Source organism: Anaerobiospirillum succiniciproducens DSM 6400 (assembly GCF_000482845.1).
GTDB lineage: Bacteria > Pseudomonadota > Gammaproteobacteria > Enterobacterales > Succinivibrionaceae > Anaerobiospirillum > Anaerobiospirillum succiniciproducens.
Map to the genome: position 1 here is coordinate 1 of NZ_AXWV01000029.1, position 18,810 is coordinate 18,810.

10 protein-coding genes are annotated in these 18,810 nt (G+C 43.6%); 6 read left to right on the forward strand and 4 right to left on the reverse strand.

All coding sequences use genetic code 11. The features are described 5' to 3' along the window. The coding region (locus tag H524_RS0105080) for a transposase (RefSeq protein WP_027939442.1) at positions 1 to 1,797 on the reverse strand (1,797 nt) is incomplete at its 3' end. A gap of 395 nt (positions 1,798 to 2,192) precedes the next feature. Between H524_RS0105080 and H524_RS0105085 the strand changes: the two genes are divergently transcribed. The 4 genes from H524_RS0105085 (at position 2,193) to H524_RS0105115 (ending at position 10,247) form a co-directional block, all read left to right on the forward strand. Beyond that, entirely contained in the window at positions 2,193 to 3,920 is a 1,728-nt protein-coding gene (locus tag H524_RS0105085; RefSeq protein WP_027939443.1) for a proline--tRNA ligase, read from the forward strand. 1,623 nt (positions 3,921 to 5,543) lie between these two features. Next, entirely contained in the window at positions 5,544 to 6,572 is a 1,029-nt protein-coding gene (locus tag H524_RS0105100) for a galactose ABC transporter substrate-binding protein (RefSeq protein ID WP_027939444.1), read from the forward strand. A gap of 941 nt (positions 6,573 to 7,513) precedes the next feature. Further along, on the forward strand, positions 7,514 to 9,016 hold the full coding sequence (locus tag H524_RS0105110; RefSeq protein WP_027939445.1) for a sugar ABC transporter ATP-binding protein: 1,503 nt from the start codon (positions 7,514 to 7,516) through the stop codon (positions 9,014 to 9,016). A 10-nt stretch (positions 9,017 to 9,026) separates the two neighbouring features. Next, the gene (locus H524_RS0105115; protein WP_027939446.1) at positions 9,027 to 10,247 is read left to right on the forward strand and encodes a galactose/methyl galactoside ABC transporter permease MglC; all 1,221 of its coding nucleotides are present in this window, start codon (positions 9,027 to 9,029) and stop codon (positions 10,245 to 10,247) included. 808 nt (positions 10,248 to 11,055) lie between these two features. Here H524_RS0105115 and H524_RS0105120 read toward each other — a convergent pair. Continuing rightward, positions 11,056 to 11,823 carry a basic amino acid ABC transporter substrate-binding protein gene (locus tag H524_RS0105120; protein WP_245580441.1) on the reverse strand — a complete coding sequence of 256 codons (768 nt, stop codon included), beginning with the start codon at positions 11,821 to 11,823 and terminating at the stop codon, positions 11,056 to 11,058. Positions 11,824 to 12,525: 702 nt separating this feature from the next. Between H524_RS0105120 and H524_RS0105125 the strand changes: the two genes are divergently transcribed. Both H524_RS0105125 and H524_RS0105130 read left to right on the forward strand, forming a co-directional pair. Continuing rightward, complete coding sequence (locus H524_RS0105125) at positions 12,526 to 15,039, forward strand: FAD-dependent oxidoreductase (protein ID WP_027939448.1); 2,514 nt, start codon at positions 12,526 to 12,528, stop codon at positions 15,037 to 15,039. A 619-nt stretch (positions 15,040 to 15,658) separates the two neighbouring features. After that, entirely contained in the window at positions 15,659 to 16,021 is a 363-nt protein-coding gene (locus H524_RS0105130) for a MarR family winged helix-turn-helix transcriptional regulator (protein WP_027939449.1), read from the forward strand. Between the two features lie 674 nt (positions 16,022 to 16,695). On the opposite strand, the gene H524_RS0105140 is transcribed toward H524_RS0105130, so the two are convergent. Together H524_RS0105140 and flgH are read right to left on the reverse strand one after the other, a co-directional pair. After that, a complete protein-coding gene (locus H524_RS0105140) occupies positions 16,696 to 17,799 on the reverse strand; it encodes a flagellar basal body P-ring protein FlgI (protein ID WP_027939450.1) in 1,104 nt (367 codons plus the stop codon). Between the two features lie 130 nt (positions 17,800 to 17,929). Beyond that, entirely contained in the window at positions 17,930 to 18,622 is a 693-nt protein-coding gene (gene flgH, locus H524_RS0105145) for a flagellar basal body L-ring protein FlgH (protein WP_052338924.1), read from the reverse strand. Between the last annotated feature and the right edge of the window lie 188 nt (positions 18,623 to 18,810).

An 18,810-nucleotide genomic window follows, 5' to 3' on the forward strand; every position in this document is an offset into this window, starting at 1 on the left:
GGTTTTCTTGTTTAGACTGCCTTTTGGTCGTCCACGACCTCTTTTAGGAGCATCCTGTACTATAAGGCCTTGTTTCATAGCCTCGATGGTTTTCTTGTTTAGACTGCCTTTAGGTCGTCCTCTGCCTCTTTTTGCGCCGCTATCCTTTGCAGTTTCAATACCATCAGACACTATGGTTTGATGAGCATTGTCTTTTAAGACTGCATAGACGTTATTAGCCTCATGTTGATTGTCTGTGACATTAGTTGACGGTGATTCATTCTTGCTACTTTGCGCTTTTGACTCACGATTCTTTGGAAGTTTAGTTAGTTCTCCAGAAGGGTCATCAACTAAGCCAAGCCTTGCCATAAGTGTAAATGAGGCATTTGATGCAGGCAAAACCCAGTGACCATCATCTATGAAAACGTTAGCCGGGGCATTGACCGCCCTGTAGACATCTCTAAGGTCAGACATTCTAGAGGCAAATGTAGAACCGTCGTTGCCGTATAGCTTATCCATGTCATTCATGGCATTTCTTAACTTGCATGCTATGAGTGTTGCAACAAAGTTAATGAACTCATTACCTATGACAGATTCACGTGACTGAACTCTAGTAATATCGAGGTCTAATGTGTTCTTGTATAAGTCGAATACGGTCTCTAACCACCATCTATTATCGTAATGATTAAGAATATCTAGAGGCGATAAGTCAAGGTCAGACTCAAACACAATCATTCCCATCTTAAGTAGCTTCTTTGAGTACTCTTCACCATCGAAAGTACCATTGTTCTTAAGTCCTTTATGAATCATGCCATTCTGTTCTAACGATGCTCGTGACATATCTCTTATGCTGAAGAGGTACTTACCATTAGGCAAAGATACCTTCTTACAAAGGACATTCACGCCACTAGACAATGTTGCGCATTGTTCATATGAACACAAGTTAAGCTCATCAATCACCTTGGCATTGCGTCTGTACGGTGAGATGTAGTGCAGATCAGGGTATTGTTCAAGGAGATTCCTAATCTTACTTACAGGAAAGCCTTTATCACAGACAAGAACTCCTTTGGTGACGTTGTTGCTCTTAACAAAGTCTCTGAACGCTTTAGAGTCAAGCATGTTGCCTTGGTAAGCTTTTGAGCAAATTACCTCCTGCATATCGTGGCTATATGCATAGATTACAGAGATTTCTTTATGACCTTTAAGGTGTGTCTTAGCAGAATCTCTAGAGAGGTCATTATTACCAGTATCTTGTTTTAGGACACCATCAATAAAGATATTCTGGCTCTCTGCAACATGAGCAAGTCTGTAACCATAGAAATTCTTCTGTGCCTCAATACTCATGCCAAGATGCTGTATAAACTGAGATACCGCGTTCTTTGTGAGTCCCACGCAAGGATAGAAGACCGACAAGAATGAGCCCTGACTTTTTGAAAGGTAACGATTACAAGCTATACCTGGGTCAATTACTCTCAATGAGGAAATGGTCATAATGCGGTTAGCATCTTCAGGATCAAAGCATAAGAGCAAGTCTTGATGTATATCCTTGCACTTGTTTGCTACGAACGCTGGGGCTCCATACTGCATAACTGAGCGAGAGCTTTGTGTTACTCGCTTTATCTCCTCTTGTCTAGGAACATACGCACCATCGATTATGTATCCAATGACTTTGCCATTCCTAGGTCCAGAGTAATGTCCTTTTGAAGTTTTGTACCCCGCCCTTTCTCTAACTAGATAACGCTTAGCACCTTTTGATTTTGAGTCAACAACAACTGTGTTTACAGGTCGGCTAACTGCTCTTACATGCTCTGGCACCATGGTTATAATCCTCATTAAAATTTCGGATAAATAATCAAGGTTTATATTAGCACATGATAGTTCATCTGTAAAGCTAATTGAACTATCTATTTTATCTTAATAAATTTAGCAATTAAAAGCCAGAAAGCGTTATTTTACAGGGTTCTCGTTTTATAGTACTCTATAGATGTTCTAGTTACATAGTTCATGAACTTGGTAAAGTTTTAATTGAATGTATGCCGTTCGACTACTACAATGACCAAGATCACTTAACGAGTAATCTGATTTAACGTGCCAATGGTTCGTAAAATCAGATTGCTCTTGTTAAGAGCTCTCTTAACAAGCTTAAGCAAACTGCTACAAGCAAATGATTAAAGAGCGCTCTTGTAGTTACTTTTTTAAAGGTTTGATTTTCAATGCGCACTAGTCGTTACATGCTCGCAACCTTAAAAGAGAATCCAGTTGAAGCAGCTGTTGATTCTCATCGTCTGATGTTACGTGCCGGTTTAATCCGCCAGGTTGCCTCTGGTATTTACACTTGGTTACCGACCGGCCTTCGCGTCTTACAGAAAGTAGAAGCCATCATCCGTGAGGAGATGAACGCAAAGGGCGCTATTGAAGTTTCCATGCCTGTAGTTCAGCCTGCTGACCTGTGGCGTGAGTCTGGCCGTTACGTAAAATACGGTCCTGAGCTGTGCCGTTTAAAGGACAGAAAGGACAACGAGTTCGTATTAGGCCCAACCCACGAGGAGGTCATCACTGCTTTATGCCGTTATGAGATCAAGTCTCCTCGTATGCTGCCTATGAATCTCTATCAGATTCAGACTAAGTTCCGTGATGAAGTACGTCCACGTTTCGGTGTAATGCGTGGCCGTGAGTTCATCATGAAGGACGCATACTCTTTCCACATGGATCACGAGTCTTTAACTCAGACCTACAATGACATGTACGATGCTTATTCACGCGTATTTACACGTTTAGGTCTTACTTTCCGCGCCGTAGAGGCTGACACTGGTTCAATCGGTGGTAACCACTCTCACGAGTTCCAGGTATTAGCAGACGCTGGCGAGGATACAATCGCTTACTCTGATACCTCAAACTATGCAGCCAACATCGAAATGGCTGAGGCTTTAGCTCCGAACGAGCAGCGTGGTGAGGCTAAGGATCCATACACTAAGGTTCCAACCCCAGGTTGCCACACTGTAGATGAGGCCGCTCAAGCTTTATCCTTAGATGCTAACAATGTACTTAAGAGCTTAATTGTTTTAGGCGAAGAGAAAGAAGATGGCTCACGCGAGCTCATCATGCTCTGTTTACGCGGCAACCAAGAGTTAAACGAGATCAAGGCTGGCAAGCTTAACGGTGTTGCTGATCCAGTTGAGTTTGCAACTGATGAGCAGATCTTTGCTTTCACTGGTTCTCACACCGGTTCATTAGGTCCTGTTGGCTTCAAGGGTCGTATCGTAGTAGATCGCAACGCCAATGTTATGAGCAACTTTGCTTGCGGTGCTAATGAAGATGGCTTCCACTTAAAGAGTGTTAACTGGGATCGTGATGTTCCAACATACGAGGTTGCTGATCTGCGTAATGTTGAAGAAGGCGATCCAAGCCCAGATGGTCAAGGCACTCTGCACCTACGCAAGGGTATTGAGGTTGGTCAAGTCTTCATGCTTGGCACTAAGTACTCTGAGGCTATGGGCGCAACTGTTACCGATAAGGATGGTAAGAACATCCCTATGCTGATGGGCTGCTATGGTATCGGTGTTACCCGTGTAGTTGCTGCAGCTATTGAGCAGCACCACGATGACTACGGTATCGTATGGCCTGACTCTATGGCTCCATTCTCTGTTGCCATTGTAGCTTTAGGTCTTGGCAAGTCTGAGAAAGTTAAAGAAGCTGCCGAGAAGCTCTATAACGAGCTTGAGTCTCTTGGTATTGAAGTTCTTTATGACGATCGCGATGAGCGTGCTGGCGTTATGTTCTCTGATATGGAGCTCATTGGTATTCCACACATTATTACTGTTGGTGCTAAGGGCTTAGATCAGGGCGTTATTGAGTACAAGAACCGTCGTACTATGGAAAAGGAAAGCTTTGCTGTTGCTGATGCTGTTGCATCAATCAAGGCTAAGCTTGGCCTTAACTAAGATCTCCAACTTATATATAGCTGCATTATCAGAACTCAGGTAATGCATAAGCATCGCCTAGAATTATAAGATCTCACATGGCGATCTTAAGATCACTATGTATACTCACAAAGCCCGCTTTATGCGGGCTTTTTTCTTTAACAGCAATAAGATCACACCAGACAAATCCCTCTATAAGATCACGCATGATCTCATGCTCACCCCATCTCACTCACGATCTCTCAAAATATATATAGCTGTTCAAAACTAAGATCGCTAATGCCTCGAGCATGCATATACTCTTGACTGAACGCAGCTTACACACGATCGCTTTGAACGTTCAAACCCCCATAAAATCAATCATCCCACGATCTGCACGCTTATCTGCAGCACCATAAGATCACCACATTATTTAGAGCTGCAACAACAAAGATCGCCCAGATCATTAGTGAATCATTTCATACTTAAAAGTGCCCATCATGCAATCACAAAGATCAGCAGTGCATCGTTTCTACTTAATGGGTTACAAATGTTGATCTCTTGCACTTTCTTTGACAGATGCTGAGATCTTGAGAGTAGAAAAAGCTAGATCAGACACTAAGGCAAAGTTTGCTTGGCTAATTGTGACGTGTTTGTGTAACAAAAATGGCATCTATACCAAACATATCATTACTATATTTTTTGTTATAAACCGCATATATCTCTTATTTATAGGAAATTCTCAAGAGAATGCATAAGTTTTACTTATGTAAACGTTTACACAGTCTTTAAACCCTGTATATTTTGGATCTACATCTTAAAATCGACATAATTTAACGATACAGACTGTAGCTTTTTGAATGTTAATAATGAGATGTACAACAAAGTGTTACTAATTTGTTAATCATTTTCATTTTTATCACACTCAACAAATGCCTTATATATCGTATTTATGTTAAAAACCAGTCATACCAACAAGATATAATTAAGTTGTCATAAATGTACGATATTGCACTGTATTGGTAATATTTTCAGTTTGACAGAAATGCGCCAATTTCCGTGCACGAACACACTTTTAAAGATTGGCTTATCTACGGCAAATTTTACACAGCACTGTTTTAGTGCTTAAAGAGCACGCATCTATTCGGCGATCACTTAAACCAGCTTAATCGTTAAGATATGTTTGTTTATACACAACTTATTTGGCAATACTTTTGGTGAGTTGCCTCACATTTTTTAATTGAAACTAGTGTGTAAACGTTACCATTTTGACCTATGAAAATTTGTAACACTAGCTTATTTATCGGACAAAACCATAGTTTTAATAGCAAACTTAGCTATTTGTATAACAAAAGCCACATATTGAAAGTGGGAGAGGCCTCTCACTTTTTATCTAGACAAATCACTATCATGGTATCGAACTTAAGGTTCTTTGTGCCTTGGCTTCAAAACTCCCTGACTTGATGCATCTGTGCTTATGTTTGTCTCACACAGCTGCTAAAAGTTAGAGAACTTAGGGCACGAAAAGATGCACCGCTTAACTTTGCTACCTCATTTGAGGATTCTTAAGCGGATAGTGAAGCACTTTATCTTCAACGCTTCATTTGCATCGACTGTTGTTAGTGCCTTAAGAAATCTTTGTTTCCTTTGGAGGATTAAATCCATATGAAGAAGTCTCTTACTGCTATCGCCGCTGCCGCTTTATTTGCAACCGCCGCTGTTGGCACCGCCCAGGCTGAAGACGTCCTTATCGGCTCATGCATTTACAAGTTCGACGACACCTTTATGACTGGCGTTCGTAACAACATGCAAAAAGCAGCTGAGGCTGTAGGCGCAGAGATTGAGTTAGTAGACTCACAGAACCGCCAGCCAATGCAGAATGACCAGGTTGATACCTTCATCACCAAGGGCGTTAACGCTCTGATCATCAACCCAGTAGACCGTTCTGCTGCTGGTCCTTTAGCTGACAAGGCTAAGGCTGCTGACGTTGCTATCGTTTACATCAACCGTGAGCCTGATGCAAAGGTATTAAAGGGCTACGATAAGGCCTTCTACGTAGGCGCTCGTGCTGAAGAGTCTGGCACTATCGGTGGTCAGTTAATCGCTGAATACTTCAAGGGCCACCCAGAGGCAGACAAGAACAAGGATGGCAAGTTACAGTACATCTTAATCAAGGGCGAGCAGGGTCACCAGGACGCTACCTTACGTTCTGAGTACTGCGTAAAGGCAATGAAGGACGCTGGTCTTGACATCGTTGAGATTGGTTCTGACAACGCTAACTGGGATAAGGTTCAGGGCCACGACAAGATGAAGAACTTCATCACCTCTTTAGGCGTTGAATCAATCGAAGCTGTTCTTTGCAACAACGACGACATGGCTTTAGGCGTAGTTGAGGCTCTCAAGTCAGAAGGCTACAACTTAGGTACCGATGGCAAGGATCCTTCTAAGTTCATCCCAGTTGTTGGTGTTGACGCTACCGCTCCAGCTCTTCAGGCTATTTCTAAGGGTCAGCTCTTAGGTACTTCCTTAAACGACGCTGTTAACCAGGGTACTGCTGCTGTTCGTATCGCTAACCAGGTTGCTCAGGGCAAGCCAGTTGACGAGGCTTCAATCGGCTACACCGTAACCGACGGCAAGTACGTTTGGATTCCATACGTACGTGTAACTGCTGAGAACTACAAGGACTTCCAATAATCCTTCTCTCAGAAGTTAAGCTAAGCAGATAGGACTTTGCTTTAGCTGAGTAACCAATCTGTACTTCAAAACGGGGCCTACTCAGGCCTGTCCTGAGTAGGCCCTTGTTCTTAGTGCAAAATACAATCTATCTGTTTTCACGCTGCGCCTCATGATCCTTTGGGTCATGGGGCTGAGTGCGTAGAAGCGGGTGAGTTTTCACTCGCTCAAAGGTTCATAAAGTTATTTAAGGTTTTGCCCAACGATAGCTAACGTGCCTTTGGATAGTGGCAGTAATTCATACAGCCACTGGGTAAAAGACTGAAGTTTTAGATATGTAAATGAGGGGTTAACTACAGCGACACTCGCTTTAGTTAGTTCTTCTATAGCAAGATGTAGAACTTTCAAGCACTAATAGACATTCGTTCATTTGCTTTTCAGAAGATAAGGTTCAAAGTTTTTTAATGTGGACTCTATCTAAAGATAAGCCCACATCTTTTCTTCACTTGTAGCGCTTTTAACTTTCAGCATTGCGCTGAATCATAGCCTGCAAGCATTAGAACCTCTTAGACATGAAGATACAGTTCTGACAATACTACTTGTTAGTCAGTATCTTAAGTCATTTTGTAGTATCGATACTTGATACTTTTTCTTAAGAGGCTCAAAAATGCTCTTACAAGGTGGTTTTTTAAAAGCTCCTAAGCCGAAAAAAACCGCATGCATGCAAGACATCGTAGCATTTTGGTGAATATTACGATTTACCAAAGTGCTTAACAATGACGATGTTGGTAAGGGCTAAGACAAGAAAACTAATTGAACGTGATTACTATTAGTCGCCATCTTAAGCATCTATTGTCATGGTTTACCGTGGTTACAAGGTGACAAGATTGCCAAGCTAGTGGAACTACTCAAGCTATCCTCTTAAGATTTTCAGTCTGGTTGCAGTAAGAGGATCTTTTTTCATGAGTCAGTACGTCCTTGAGATGAACGACATTGTGAAGCGCTTCCCTGGTGTATTGGCACTCGATCATGCCAATCTAAAGGTAAGACCTGGTACTGTTCACGCTCTTATGGGTGAGAATGGTGCAGGTAAGTCTACGCTCATGAAATGTCTGTTCGGACTGTATCATCCTGATGAGGGCACCATTTTATACAATGGTAAGAGCATCAATGATATTCCGAACACCAAAGCAGCTCTGGCCATGGGTATCTCCATGATTCACCAGGAGCTTCACCCAATCCGTTTCCGTTCCGTTATGGAAAACGTTTGGATTGGTCGTTTCCCTACCAAGTTTGGCTTCGTTGATCACAAAGCTATGTACGATCAAACCGTTGAGCTCTTCAAGAGCATCGGTTTGGACGTAGATCCAGCAGTTAACGCAGGTAAGGTTTCTGCCTCTAATTTACAGCTGGTGGAAATTGCTCGCGCTATCTCCTACGACGCTAAGATCATCATCATGGACGAGCCAACCTCTTCTCTTACCGAGAACGAAGTTGAGTATCTGTTCAAGATTATCAACAAGTTAAGAGACGAAGGCCGTTCTATCATCTATATCTCTCACAAGATGGAAGAAATTTTACGCATTTCTGATGACGTAACCATCATGCGAGACGGTAAATTTATCGGCACTTACTTAGCTAAAGATATTGATCAAGACTTCATCATCAAGAAGATGGTGGGTCGTGATATGTCCAACCGTTTCCCTATACGTGATACAGCTCCATCTGAAGAAGTTATTCTTGAGGTTAAGCACTTCACTGCTGAAGATAAGCGTTCTTTCAAGGATGTTAACTTCCAGCTGCACAAAGGCGAGATCTTAGGTATCGGTGGTCTGGTTGGTGCTCAGCGTACCGAGCTGGTTGAGGCCATCTTCGGTCTGAGAGCTTTAGCTGGTGGCGAACTTTACAAGAATGGACAGAAGATCAACGTTAAGTCTGTTCGTGACGCTAAGCGTAATGGTATTGCGCTGCTCACTGAAGAGCGTCGTCAAAACGGTATCTTCGGCATTCTGTCAATTCTTGACAATACCCTTATTGCAGCTCAAAGCACCTTTGCCAAGATGGGTGTTCTTGATGATGCTAAGCGTATTCCAGCTGCTGAGGCCTCATGTAAAGAACTGCGCGTTAAGACCCCTAACTTAGATACTCCAATTAAGAACTTATCTGGTGGTAACCAGCAGAAGGTTCTGATTGCTCGTTGGCTCTTAACCAACTCTGACATCATCATCTTCGACGAACCAACTCGTGGTATCGACGTAGGTGCTAAGTACGAAATCTATACCTTAATGCTTGATCAGGTTAAGCAGGGCAAGTCAATCATCATGATTTCCTCTGAAATGCCTGAACTTATGGGTATGTCTGATCGAATCATGGTTATGTGCGAAGGCCACGTAACTGGATTTGTTGATAAAGAAAACTTTGACCAAGTAGAAATCATGCGCTTGGCTTCAAGCTTTAAGAAGTAGAGAGGGCTTTATGGCTAATACTATTTCACAGAACTCTTACTACAAGGCTCTGACCGGCCTGGGAGTTGCTGTCGTTGTTCTGGGCGCAATTCTTTTCTTCGCTCATATCAAGACTTTATATGATCTTCCAATCATCCTGATGATCATCGGTGCTTGGATGACCCTGCAAAATGGTTGGAGATTAACCCACCCACGTGCAGGTGCTGCAGACATTATTATTAACTCTAAAACGCTGAATAACGTTTTAACCAACTACGCCATCATCATCGCGATGGTTGTGCTGGTCTTAATCATCTGTATCATGCAGCCTCGCTTCATGCAGATCCGTGTGGTACTCGACATTATGACTCAGTCATCCACCAAGTTGATTATTGCACTGGGTATCTGCTTTACCTTAGTAATCGCAGGCTGTGACCTTTCAGCTGGTCGTATTGTAGGTTTAGCTGCAGTTATCTCAACTTCCATGTTACAGACAGCTGATTATGGCAACCGCTTCTTCCCTGAATTAGCTCAGTTACCATTATTCATCCCAATTCTTGTAGCTGTATGTATCTGTATGTGCTTCGGTGCCTTGAACGGCTTCTTAGTAGCACAGTATGAGATGCACCCATTCATTGCAACTCTGGCAACTTCTGTTATCGTTTACGGTTCTTGCTCACTGTACTTCGACTTACCACCTAACAACTCACAGCCAATTGGTGGTGTACGTCCAGACTTCGCAGCTTTAGGTCAGACTAAGTTCTTCCAGGGCGGCGGCTTCCCAGGCGTATCCATTCTGATTCCTATTGCTGCTGTTATCACCGTTGCTATCTGGTTCGTACTGAACAAGACCATCTTCGGTAAGAACGTATACGCATTAGGCGGTAACCGTGAAGCAGCTGTTGTTGCTGGTGTTAACGTTTACGCTACCAACCTCTTCATCTTCATCCTCGCAGCTGGCCTCTATGGTATCGCTGGCGTGCTCGAAGCAGCACGTACCGCTGGTGCTACTAACCAGTACGGTATGGGTTACGAGCTTGACGCCATCGCAGCTTGCGTAGTAGGTGGTGTATCTCTGATGGGTGGTATCGCAACCGTATCAGGCATTATCACTGGTGTATTCGTATTCACCATTATTACTTACGGTCTGCAGTTCATCTCCGTATCCCCAATGTGGCAGCAGGTTATTAAGGGCATCATTATTGCCACCGCTGTTGCTATCGATATGGGTAAGTATCGTAAGAAGAACTAATCATTTAGTTCTCTTATTAAAAAGAGGCGTCCTTTATAAAAGGGCGTCTTCTTTAAAACCAAATCTCTTAGCTAAAGGCACAATCGACTTTACGATAGTGCCTTTAGTTAGTTACTCCAAGCTTTAGCAAAGCGCTTTTCATGCTCAATGCTTGTGACCTTGTAAGGCAAAAGCATGTACTCAAAAGCCTATGCCTAAGCTTGTAAAGTAAGACACCGTTTAAACCTTGTCTTATAGATGTCACACATGCATGTGATGTCACCAGGGGTGTAGTCTTCTCTACGCCCTTTTTTGTGCTCCCTCCTCTAGCTACTCCCCATATCTTTTCACTCAAATCCTCATCAATTCACTCCATCAAGCTCTTTTACTCAAGTCTTCATCAATCTACGCTACCCAAGCTGTTTTCACTCAAGTCTGCATCAATCCACTCTACCCAAGCAGTTTTCACTCAAATACTCATCAATCCACGCTACCCAAGCTGTTTTCACTCAAATACTCATCAATCCACGCTTCGCAATCTGTCTTCATTTATCTGTCAGCCACCCGTTCCATCTGGTGCTTTAACTAAAACTATCTTTCCTTCTACATCAGCGCCCATTATTTCTTATGCTAAAGCTAAGCGTGTAATTGCTTTGCTAGTGCAGCTCTTTAGAGCGCCCGCCCCGAAGCTTCTCTACTGTCTCCCTCTGTCTCTTAGGCCATTTGAGTTTTGCCTGATAAGTAAAAGACAAAAAAATACCGCAGGGCTGTAAAGCTGCTGCGGTACTTTTGAATGGCTTATCGCCAAATGATTGAGTGGCGTTTGAGATTACTTGGTATTTTCAAGGCCCTTGCCGAACCACTTAACGTGCAGGGCATCAAGCTCGCCAGATGCAGAAATCTTCTCAAAGCCTTCATTGAGCTTCTTTAACAGCTCTTCATTGCCCTTACTTACAGCAACACCGAACTGATCGACATTGTCCTTGAACTTAGGATCAACAAACTCAACAATGTCTTTTAAGTTAGACTTCTGCAGATAGTAAAGGTTAACTGGACGATCGTTAATCACAGCCTCACAACCGCCGTTAGATAACTCCATAATCGCGTCGGACTCATTGTTTAAAGCCTTGATGTTATCTTTGGAGATAGTCTCAGCAAAAGCGTGGCCAGTGGTACCGATTTGCACGCACAGAGTCTTACCCTTAAGTGCATCAGCAGAAGTGTACTCAGCCTCCTTGTCCTTCTTAATGAGGATAGAAAGGTTTGAGTTGTAATAGCCATCAGTGAAGTCTACACGCTTCTGACGAGCCTCAGTAATGGTCATGCCAGAGATGATAGCGTCAATGTTGCCAGTAATCATTGATGGAATCAGACCATCAAATGGCATGGACTCGATCTGAACAGTATCACCATTTGCCTTAGCAATAGCATTGATAAGATCGATATCAAAGCCAACTACATTACCGTCCTTATCTACAAACTCAAAAGGAGCGAAAGTTGGGTGAGTACCAACCTTAATGGTGTCTGCAGAGGCAGTAGAGGTAAAACCACATAAAGCTGCGCCTAAAGTTAAGGCTACTAAGGTCTTCTTAAACAAGATAAAACTCCAAATGTTCAATAAATAGGTTGAGCTGCCGAGGTCTATCTCGTTTATGGAGCTGATACTAACCAAGAACTATTTTTAATAGCTAAACTATCATGCACCAAACAGCTGAATGTATCGGATTGTAGCACCCACAAACCGTGCTGCTTTAAAAGTGTACATGTGAGGGCATAAATGCACCTATTGCATGCACAATCGTCTATATATGCACTGTTATGGACTAAGCAAAAACTAGCAAATACATAATTCTCAGGTGAATTAGCCCTACTCGTGAGCAAGCTAAGACACTGTGCAAGCAATGGGTGCACTCTCTAAGGGGCTATCTGTTTATTCCTTGTCTGTGCTCTGAGATCTTTACTTTTGCATGATGAATCGCATGTATTAGTGATGTCTTTTCTGAGGTTTTGGCGATCTCACTTTTAGCAAAAGCTGATATTTATAGGATTTATAAATACAAAGTGTGAGATGGATATTATTTATCGATCTTTCACTGTTTTAATGTTTGACTTTATCCCGAGTCACAATTATTCTTAATATCAATAATTTGTTGTGTTAAAAATTTCCATTGGAAATAATAATCAACGAGTCATAATTCTTCTATTAGAAGAGTTCGACTTTGATTACTAGTTGGCCATAGAGCCAATTTTTTTAGCAAACTTAATTTCCATTAGAAACTTTTGCAATAAGGAACTAAACATGAAGGTTGTAATTATCGGTGGTGTAGCAGGCGGTGCAACAGCTGCAGCCCGTATGCGTCGTAATTGTGAAGATGCAGAAATCGTCTTAATTGAGCGAGGTGATTACATCTCTTACGCCAACTGTGGTCTTCCATACTATTTAGGCGGCGTGATTTCCGATCGTGACGACCTTTTTGTTCAGACCCCAGCAAGCTTTGGTAAGCGCTTTAATGTTGACGTTCGTGTACAGCAGGAAGTTACAGCAATTGACAAGGACGTCAAGAGCTTAACCATCCGCACTCGTGACGGCAAAGAATACACCGAGAGCTATGACAAGCTCTTACTCTCCCCTGGTGCCGCTCCAGTTCGTCCACCACTTCCAGGCATCGACAACGAGGGTATCTTCACCCTGCGTAACGTACACGATACTGATGCTATCAAGTCATACATGCAGACTCACGATGTACAGCAGGCTGTTATCGTTGGTGGTGGCTTCATCGGCCTTGAAATGGCTGAAAACTTAGTTCACTCAGGTGTAGAGGTTTCTGTAGTTGAAATGGCCAACCAAGTTATGAGCCCTATCGACTACTCCATGGCTGCCATTGTTCACCAAGAGCTCGTAAATAACGGCGTTAAGCTCTACTTAGAGCAGGCTGTCGAGTCCTTTGAAAAGGTTGATGCAGGTTTACAAGTTAACTTCAAGTCAGGCATCAAGACTCAAGCTCAGCTCGTTATTCTCTCTATTGGTGTTCGCGCTGAGACCAAGCTGGCTGTTGATGCTGGCATCGAATTAGGCGAGATGCGTGGCATTAAGGTAGATAAGTACTTAAAGACTTCTGCAAATGATGTTTATGCAGTTGGTGATGCTATTGAGTACCCACACCCAATTACCGGCAAGCCATGGCTCAATTTCTTAGCAGGCCCTGCTAATCGTCAGGCCCGCATTGTTGCCGATAACATTATCTTCGGCGATAAAGTAGTTTATGAAGGTTCAATTGGTACTGCAGTAGCCAAGGTCTTTGGCCTTACTGTAGCCTCTACCGGTCTGCCATCAAAGCGTCTTGATTTAATGGGCATTGACCACATCAGTTCATATACCCACAGCGCAGCTCATGCCTCTTACTACCCAGGTGGCGGCATGCTCGACATCAAGATCACCTTTGATAAGAAGACTGGTCAGCTTTATGGTGCACAGGTTGTTGGCCCTGAGGGCGTAGACAAGCGCATTGATGAGTTTGCTATGGTCATCAAGCACAAGGGCACCATCTATGACCTGATGGAGTTAGAACATGCTTATGCTCCACCATTCTCATCAGCAAAGGATCCTGTAGCTATTGCTGGCTACGTTGCTTCTAACCTGATTGAGGGTTGTTTTGAAGGCATCGGTTGGCGTGAACTTAGAGACATCGATAGAGACTCTATCGCTCTTATCGACGTACGTACCCAAGAAGAGCACTCTGTAGGTCATATTCCAGGTGATGTAAATATTCCTCTTGATAGCCTGCGTGATCGCCTCAGTGAGATCCCACGTGATAAGAAGGTAGTTCTTTACTGCGGTGTTGGCCTGCGTGGCTATGTGGCCTCTTGTATCCTCAAGGGTCATGGCTTTAACAACGTTGTTAACCTCTGTGGTGGTTTACGTACTTACAGTATTGCAAATGCGAAAGTTCCTATGCCCAGTAGTAGCTCATCCGTAACTAAAGCATCTAACTGCAGCTCCGGCTGCTCCACCGCCTTAGCTCCAGTAGCATCAGGTGAGGTTGATTTAAGCAATGTAGAGAAGGTCATTGATGCCCGTGGTCTGCAGTGTCCAGGCCCTATCCTTAAGCTCAAAAAGGGCATTGAGGAGTTACAAGACGGCCAAGTAGTTCAGATCACCGCTGGTGAGGTTTCCTTTACTCGTGATGCTGAGTCATGGTGTAAGTCCACTGGTAACACCTTCATCAAGGCCGAGAACAAGGACGGCGCATGGCAGGTATTTATCCGTAAGGGTGGCACCACTGCACTTGCCGAGGCTCAAGGCTCAATGAGCGCCTGTGCAGCAACTGCTTTAGCCCCAAAGAATGATGGCAAGACCTTCATCATGTTCTCAGATGATCTGGATAAGGCATTAGCTACCTTTGTTCTTGCTAACGGCGCAGCAGCAACTGGTAAGAAGGTAACCATCTTCTTCACATTCTGGGGCTTAAACGCTATCAAGAAGATTGATAAGCCAGCCGTTGAGAAGGACTTCTTTGGCAAGATGTTCGGCATGATGCTGCCATCAAGCACTCACGGCCTCAAGCTCTCTAAGATGCACATGATGGGCGCTGGAACTAAGATGATGCGTTACCTCATGAACAAGAAGGGTATTGAGTCACTTGAGTCCTTACGTCAACAGGCTATCGACAATGGCGTTGAGTTCATCGCCTGCGAGATGTCCATGGATGTTATGGGCGTTAAGAAGGAAGAGTTACTCGATAACGTTACCTTAGGCGGCGTTGCTACTTACATGGAACGCGCTGACCACGCTAACGTAAACCTCTTCATCTAGCAACTAAAGTGTATGCAGCTAAAAGTCGCTTAAAACTGCATACCTTAAAGCGGTAGAGCAAATAACCTCTACCGCTTATTAAAAAGTTTTAATTCCTCTTTACAAAGACATCTTGCAATTGCAGCTAAGTGACGCATCTTTAGGCAAAAGTTCACCTAACACTGACAAGTGGCCTGCAGTTTCAAGATGTATTAAAGAGTAAAAAGTTTTCAACAAAGCAAGCGCAATCTGCAGGCGGGAGCTAGTTGCTACCGCCTGTTCCTATTTGTATGGTATACAGTAGATTTTTGACACTTGCTATTTGACACCTGCTTACTTATGGGGGCAGCACCTTAGCCTGTGCTCTTTCATGATTGGTACATGAGGTGAGTTTATAACCTTAGTTTCTGTGCTAACTGCGCAGCTATCAGCAACTATTGCCTAGAAAAGAGCGATTTGGCCTTATCTAGGAACATATACAACAAACATAAGCCCAAAATTATTTGCTCTTAAAATAGCGCATATTTTTCTAAGCTTTATTGCTTGTTGCATCTTTTAGCTTTTAAGTGCTCGCGTAATGGTTTAGCATATGTCGAACTATCAAATACTTTCGCCACAATGTAACTGGAGCCTCGAATCGATGGAAAAGATCAAGTGCATTTGTCTCATGCGAGACCTGTTTAGGGCTCTATCAGTTTTTGAAGAGCGCTTAACTCAAGCTTACGGCGTAAGTCTCAATGAGGCTATGGTTATGTGTTCTATTGGTAAAGAGTATATTGCTGCTAGCACTATCTCTGAGCGCACCGGCCTTACCGCCTCTCACACTTCTAAAGTAATCCGTTCAGCAGAGGAAAAGGGCTTACTAGTCCGTAGCCTGTGTGATGAAGATAAACGTAAGATGTACTTTTCTTTAACTGACGAAGCTAAGGCCATCTTAGAAAAGATTCGTAATCAAGGCGTTGAAATCCCAGAAATGCTTCAGCCTCTCTTCGACAGCCACTAAATTACCTTTGCTATCAGGCTTCACGGCCTGATACATCTCCCCTCGATATATTGTCCCCAGATATTTTTCCCGAGAAATATTTTCCCACACCAAAATAACTCACCTGCAAGCGCATTGCCGCCAAGCACGCATTACGCTTAAAGGCCCCATCTACGCTAAAAGAACCAGTCTCGCTCCAAGCACTCATATTAGCTCTTGGACCTCTTAGCGTATTAGCCCCAATCAGGCTACTGCTATCACCTTTTCTTATACCACTGCAAATCTTCACTTCTCTAGAGTGGACCAATGATCTTTACTGTTAATTGCTCTAACAAAGCACAGAAGCCTTTAAAAACACTGCAAGATTAACCTCATAATCATCAGGCGCACGACGAAAGCTAAGAACACCGACGGTGCTACTCAAGATGCTGTTACTTGATATGGTGCTACTCGACCAAACGCGTTCTTTTGAAGGACGTTTTGCTTGCACTTAATTGGCTAATGAGATGGAATTGCAGCTTAGAAAGATTAGCTTAACTTAACTTAGCTTAGTTTGTCAGGCAGGAGCTGGAGTGAGCGTGTGTTGGCATGCTTTAGACAAAAAAAACGCGAGCTAATGCTCGCGTTTGGAATACTGCTGCCAACAGCCAAATATGAGGCTATGGGCTGTTGCAGGATTAAGTGATGGTAATCGATTAGATGATCACGAGACGACCTTCGATAGCACCTGCTTGATCAAGTGCCTCTAAGACTGACATGAGATCACCTGGAGCCAGACCAACTTCATTGATAGCTCTTACGAGGTCATCAAGAGTGGTGCCAGTGTCAAACTTGAACATACGGCCCTGCTTTTCTTCAACAGCGATACCTGAGTTAGGAACAACAGCGGTACGGCCTCCTGAGAAAGGTGCAGGCTGAGAAACTTGCGGATCTTCGTTTACAGTAACAGTTAAGCCACCGTGGGTAACTGCAACTGGACGCAGTCTAACTGATGCGCCAACTACGATGGTGCCAGTACGAGAGTTAACTACGATACGGGCCTCTTCCTTACCCTCAGTGATGTCGAGATTCTCTAAAGCTGAAAGGAACTCAACACGCTTAGCTGGATCACGTGGAGCGCTTACGCGGATGGATACAGCGTCCTGAGCTAAAGCTGAGCCGGTACCATAAATAGAATTGATAGTATCAGCTACATTCTTAGCAGTGGTGAAATCAGCACGGTCAAGGTTAAAGGTAATGGAGTCGGTGAGGTTGAAATCGTTAGGGATTTCACGCTCAACGGTAGCGCCATTTACGATACGACCAACAGTTGGAGTGTTTACAGTTACACGAGAACCGTCAGCACCTTCAACACCAAGACCACCTACAACTAAGGAGCCCTGAGCGATAGCGTAAACGTTGCCGTCAATACCACGCAGCATGGTCTGCAAGAGTGAGCCACCACGTAAGGAATCGGCTTCACCAATGGCAGATACTGTTACATCAATAGTCTGACCAGGCTTTGAAAATGGAGGCATTTCAGCGTGAACTACTACCGGAGCTACGTCAGAGATCTTGATACTGGTGTTATCAGGAATCTTAATGCCGAAATTGTTGAGCATGGAACGGAAAGACTGCTCAGTGAACTTTGAGTTACTCTCACCAGTTCCAGTAAGACCAGCTACCAGACCGTAACCTACCAGCTGGTTGCTTCTTACGCCTTGTACAGAGGCCAGATCCTTTAAACGTGCAGACTGAGCTGCAGTCATAGCCAGACCAACTATACAAGTAAGGGCGACTAAAATCTTAAAAAGACGCATATTGAATCCTTGCAGCCACAAAAGCTGTCATGCAAATTGATTCATCTGTGCAAATGAGTTTTGTCAGCGCTTCACAACATCCTCTAGATGATGCGCTCTTGCATCATCATAAAGTAGCTACAAAACAAAACTAGAAGAAGATGTTGAATGCACTGTTAAAGAAGCGGCTTAACCAACCACGCTCTTGGGTGTTAGCAAAGTCACCAGTGCCACCGTACTGAATACGAGCGTTAGCAATACGCTGTGATGAAACAGTGTTGTCTGAGCTTACGTCTTCAGCACGAATAATTCCGGTTACACGGATGTACTCGTTACCATTGTTAAGCATCAGCCACTTTTCACCGCGTACTACGAGGTTGCCGTTAGCTAAAACCTTTACGACACTTACGGAGATGTTACCCTTCAAGCTATTTGACTGGTTAGCATCTGAAGTACCGTTGAAATCGGATGAGTTAGAGAGACCTAAAGAAGTATCGTAACCACCTGCAGTAATTGGACGACCGCCCACAGTAACTGCGCCGATGTTTACGTTATTCTCTTTGCCTAAAGTGGTACCTGCATTCTTAGAGGCGCTAGTACGCTCTTCTAATACTACAGAGATTAAGTCACCAACTTTATGCGCACGGGTATCTGTGTATAAGCCATTATTCGACGAATATGGATTGAACAGACTTCCTGTAGGCACAGCAGTGGTGTAGTCCTCTTCAGGGAGAGCAGGAGCAAAGTCAGGATCATCTGGCTGAGGCCCCATAGCATCGAGTGCACAGCCTGTCAGGATGAATGGCATGAGCGCAGCAATAGCGCATACCTTAATATTCGTCATAGCTTTCACCATCGGTAAACTATCAGTTTTTCCAAATCCAAAGATCCCCACTACAGCGTTGCTGTTTAGTGGCAGCAAATCTTTAGCTTGGTTTCTTAGCATATAAACTAAAAAGCGCCTCTAACTAGGCCCAGATTTATTAACACTGAGCCTAAGTTTTGGAGGCTATGCTTTAGTTTGCAAGTTAA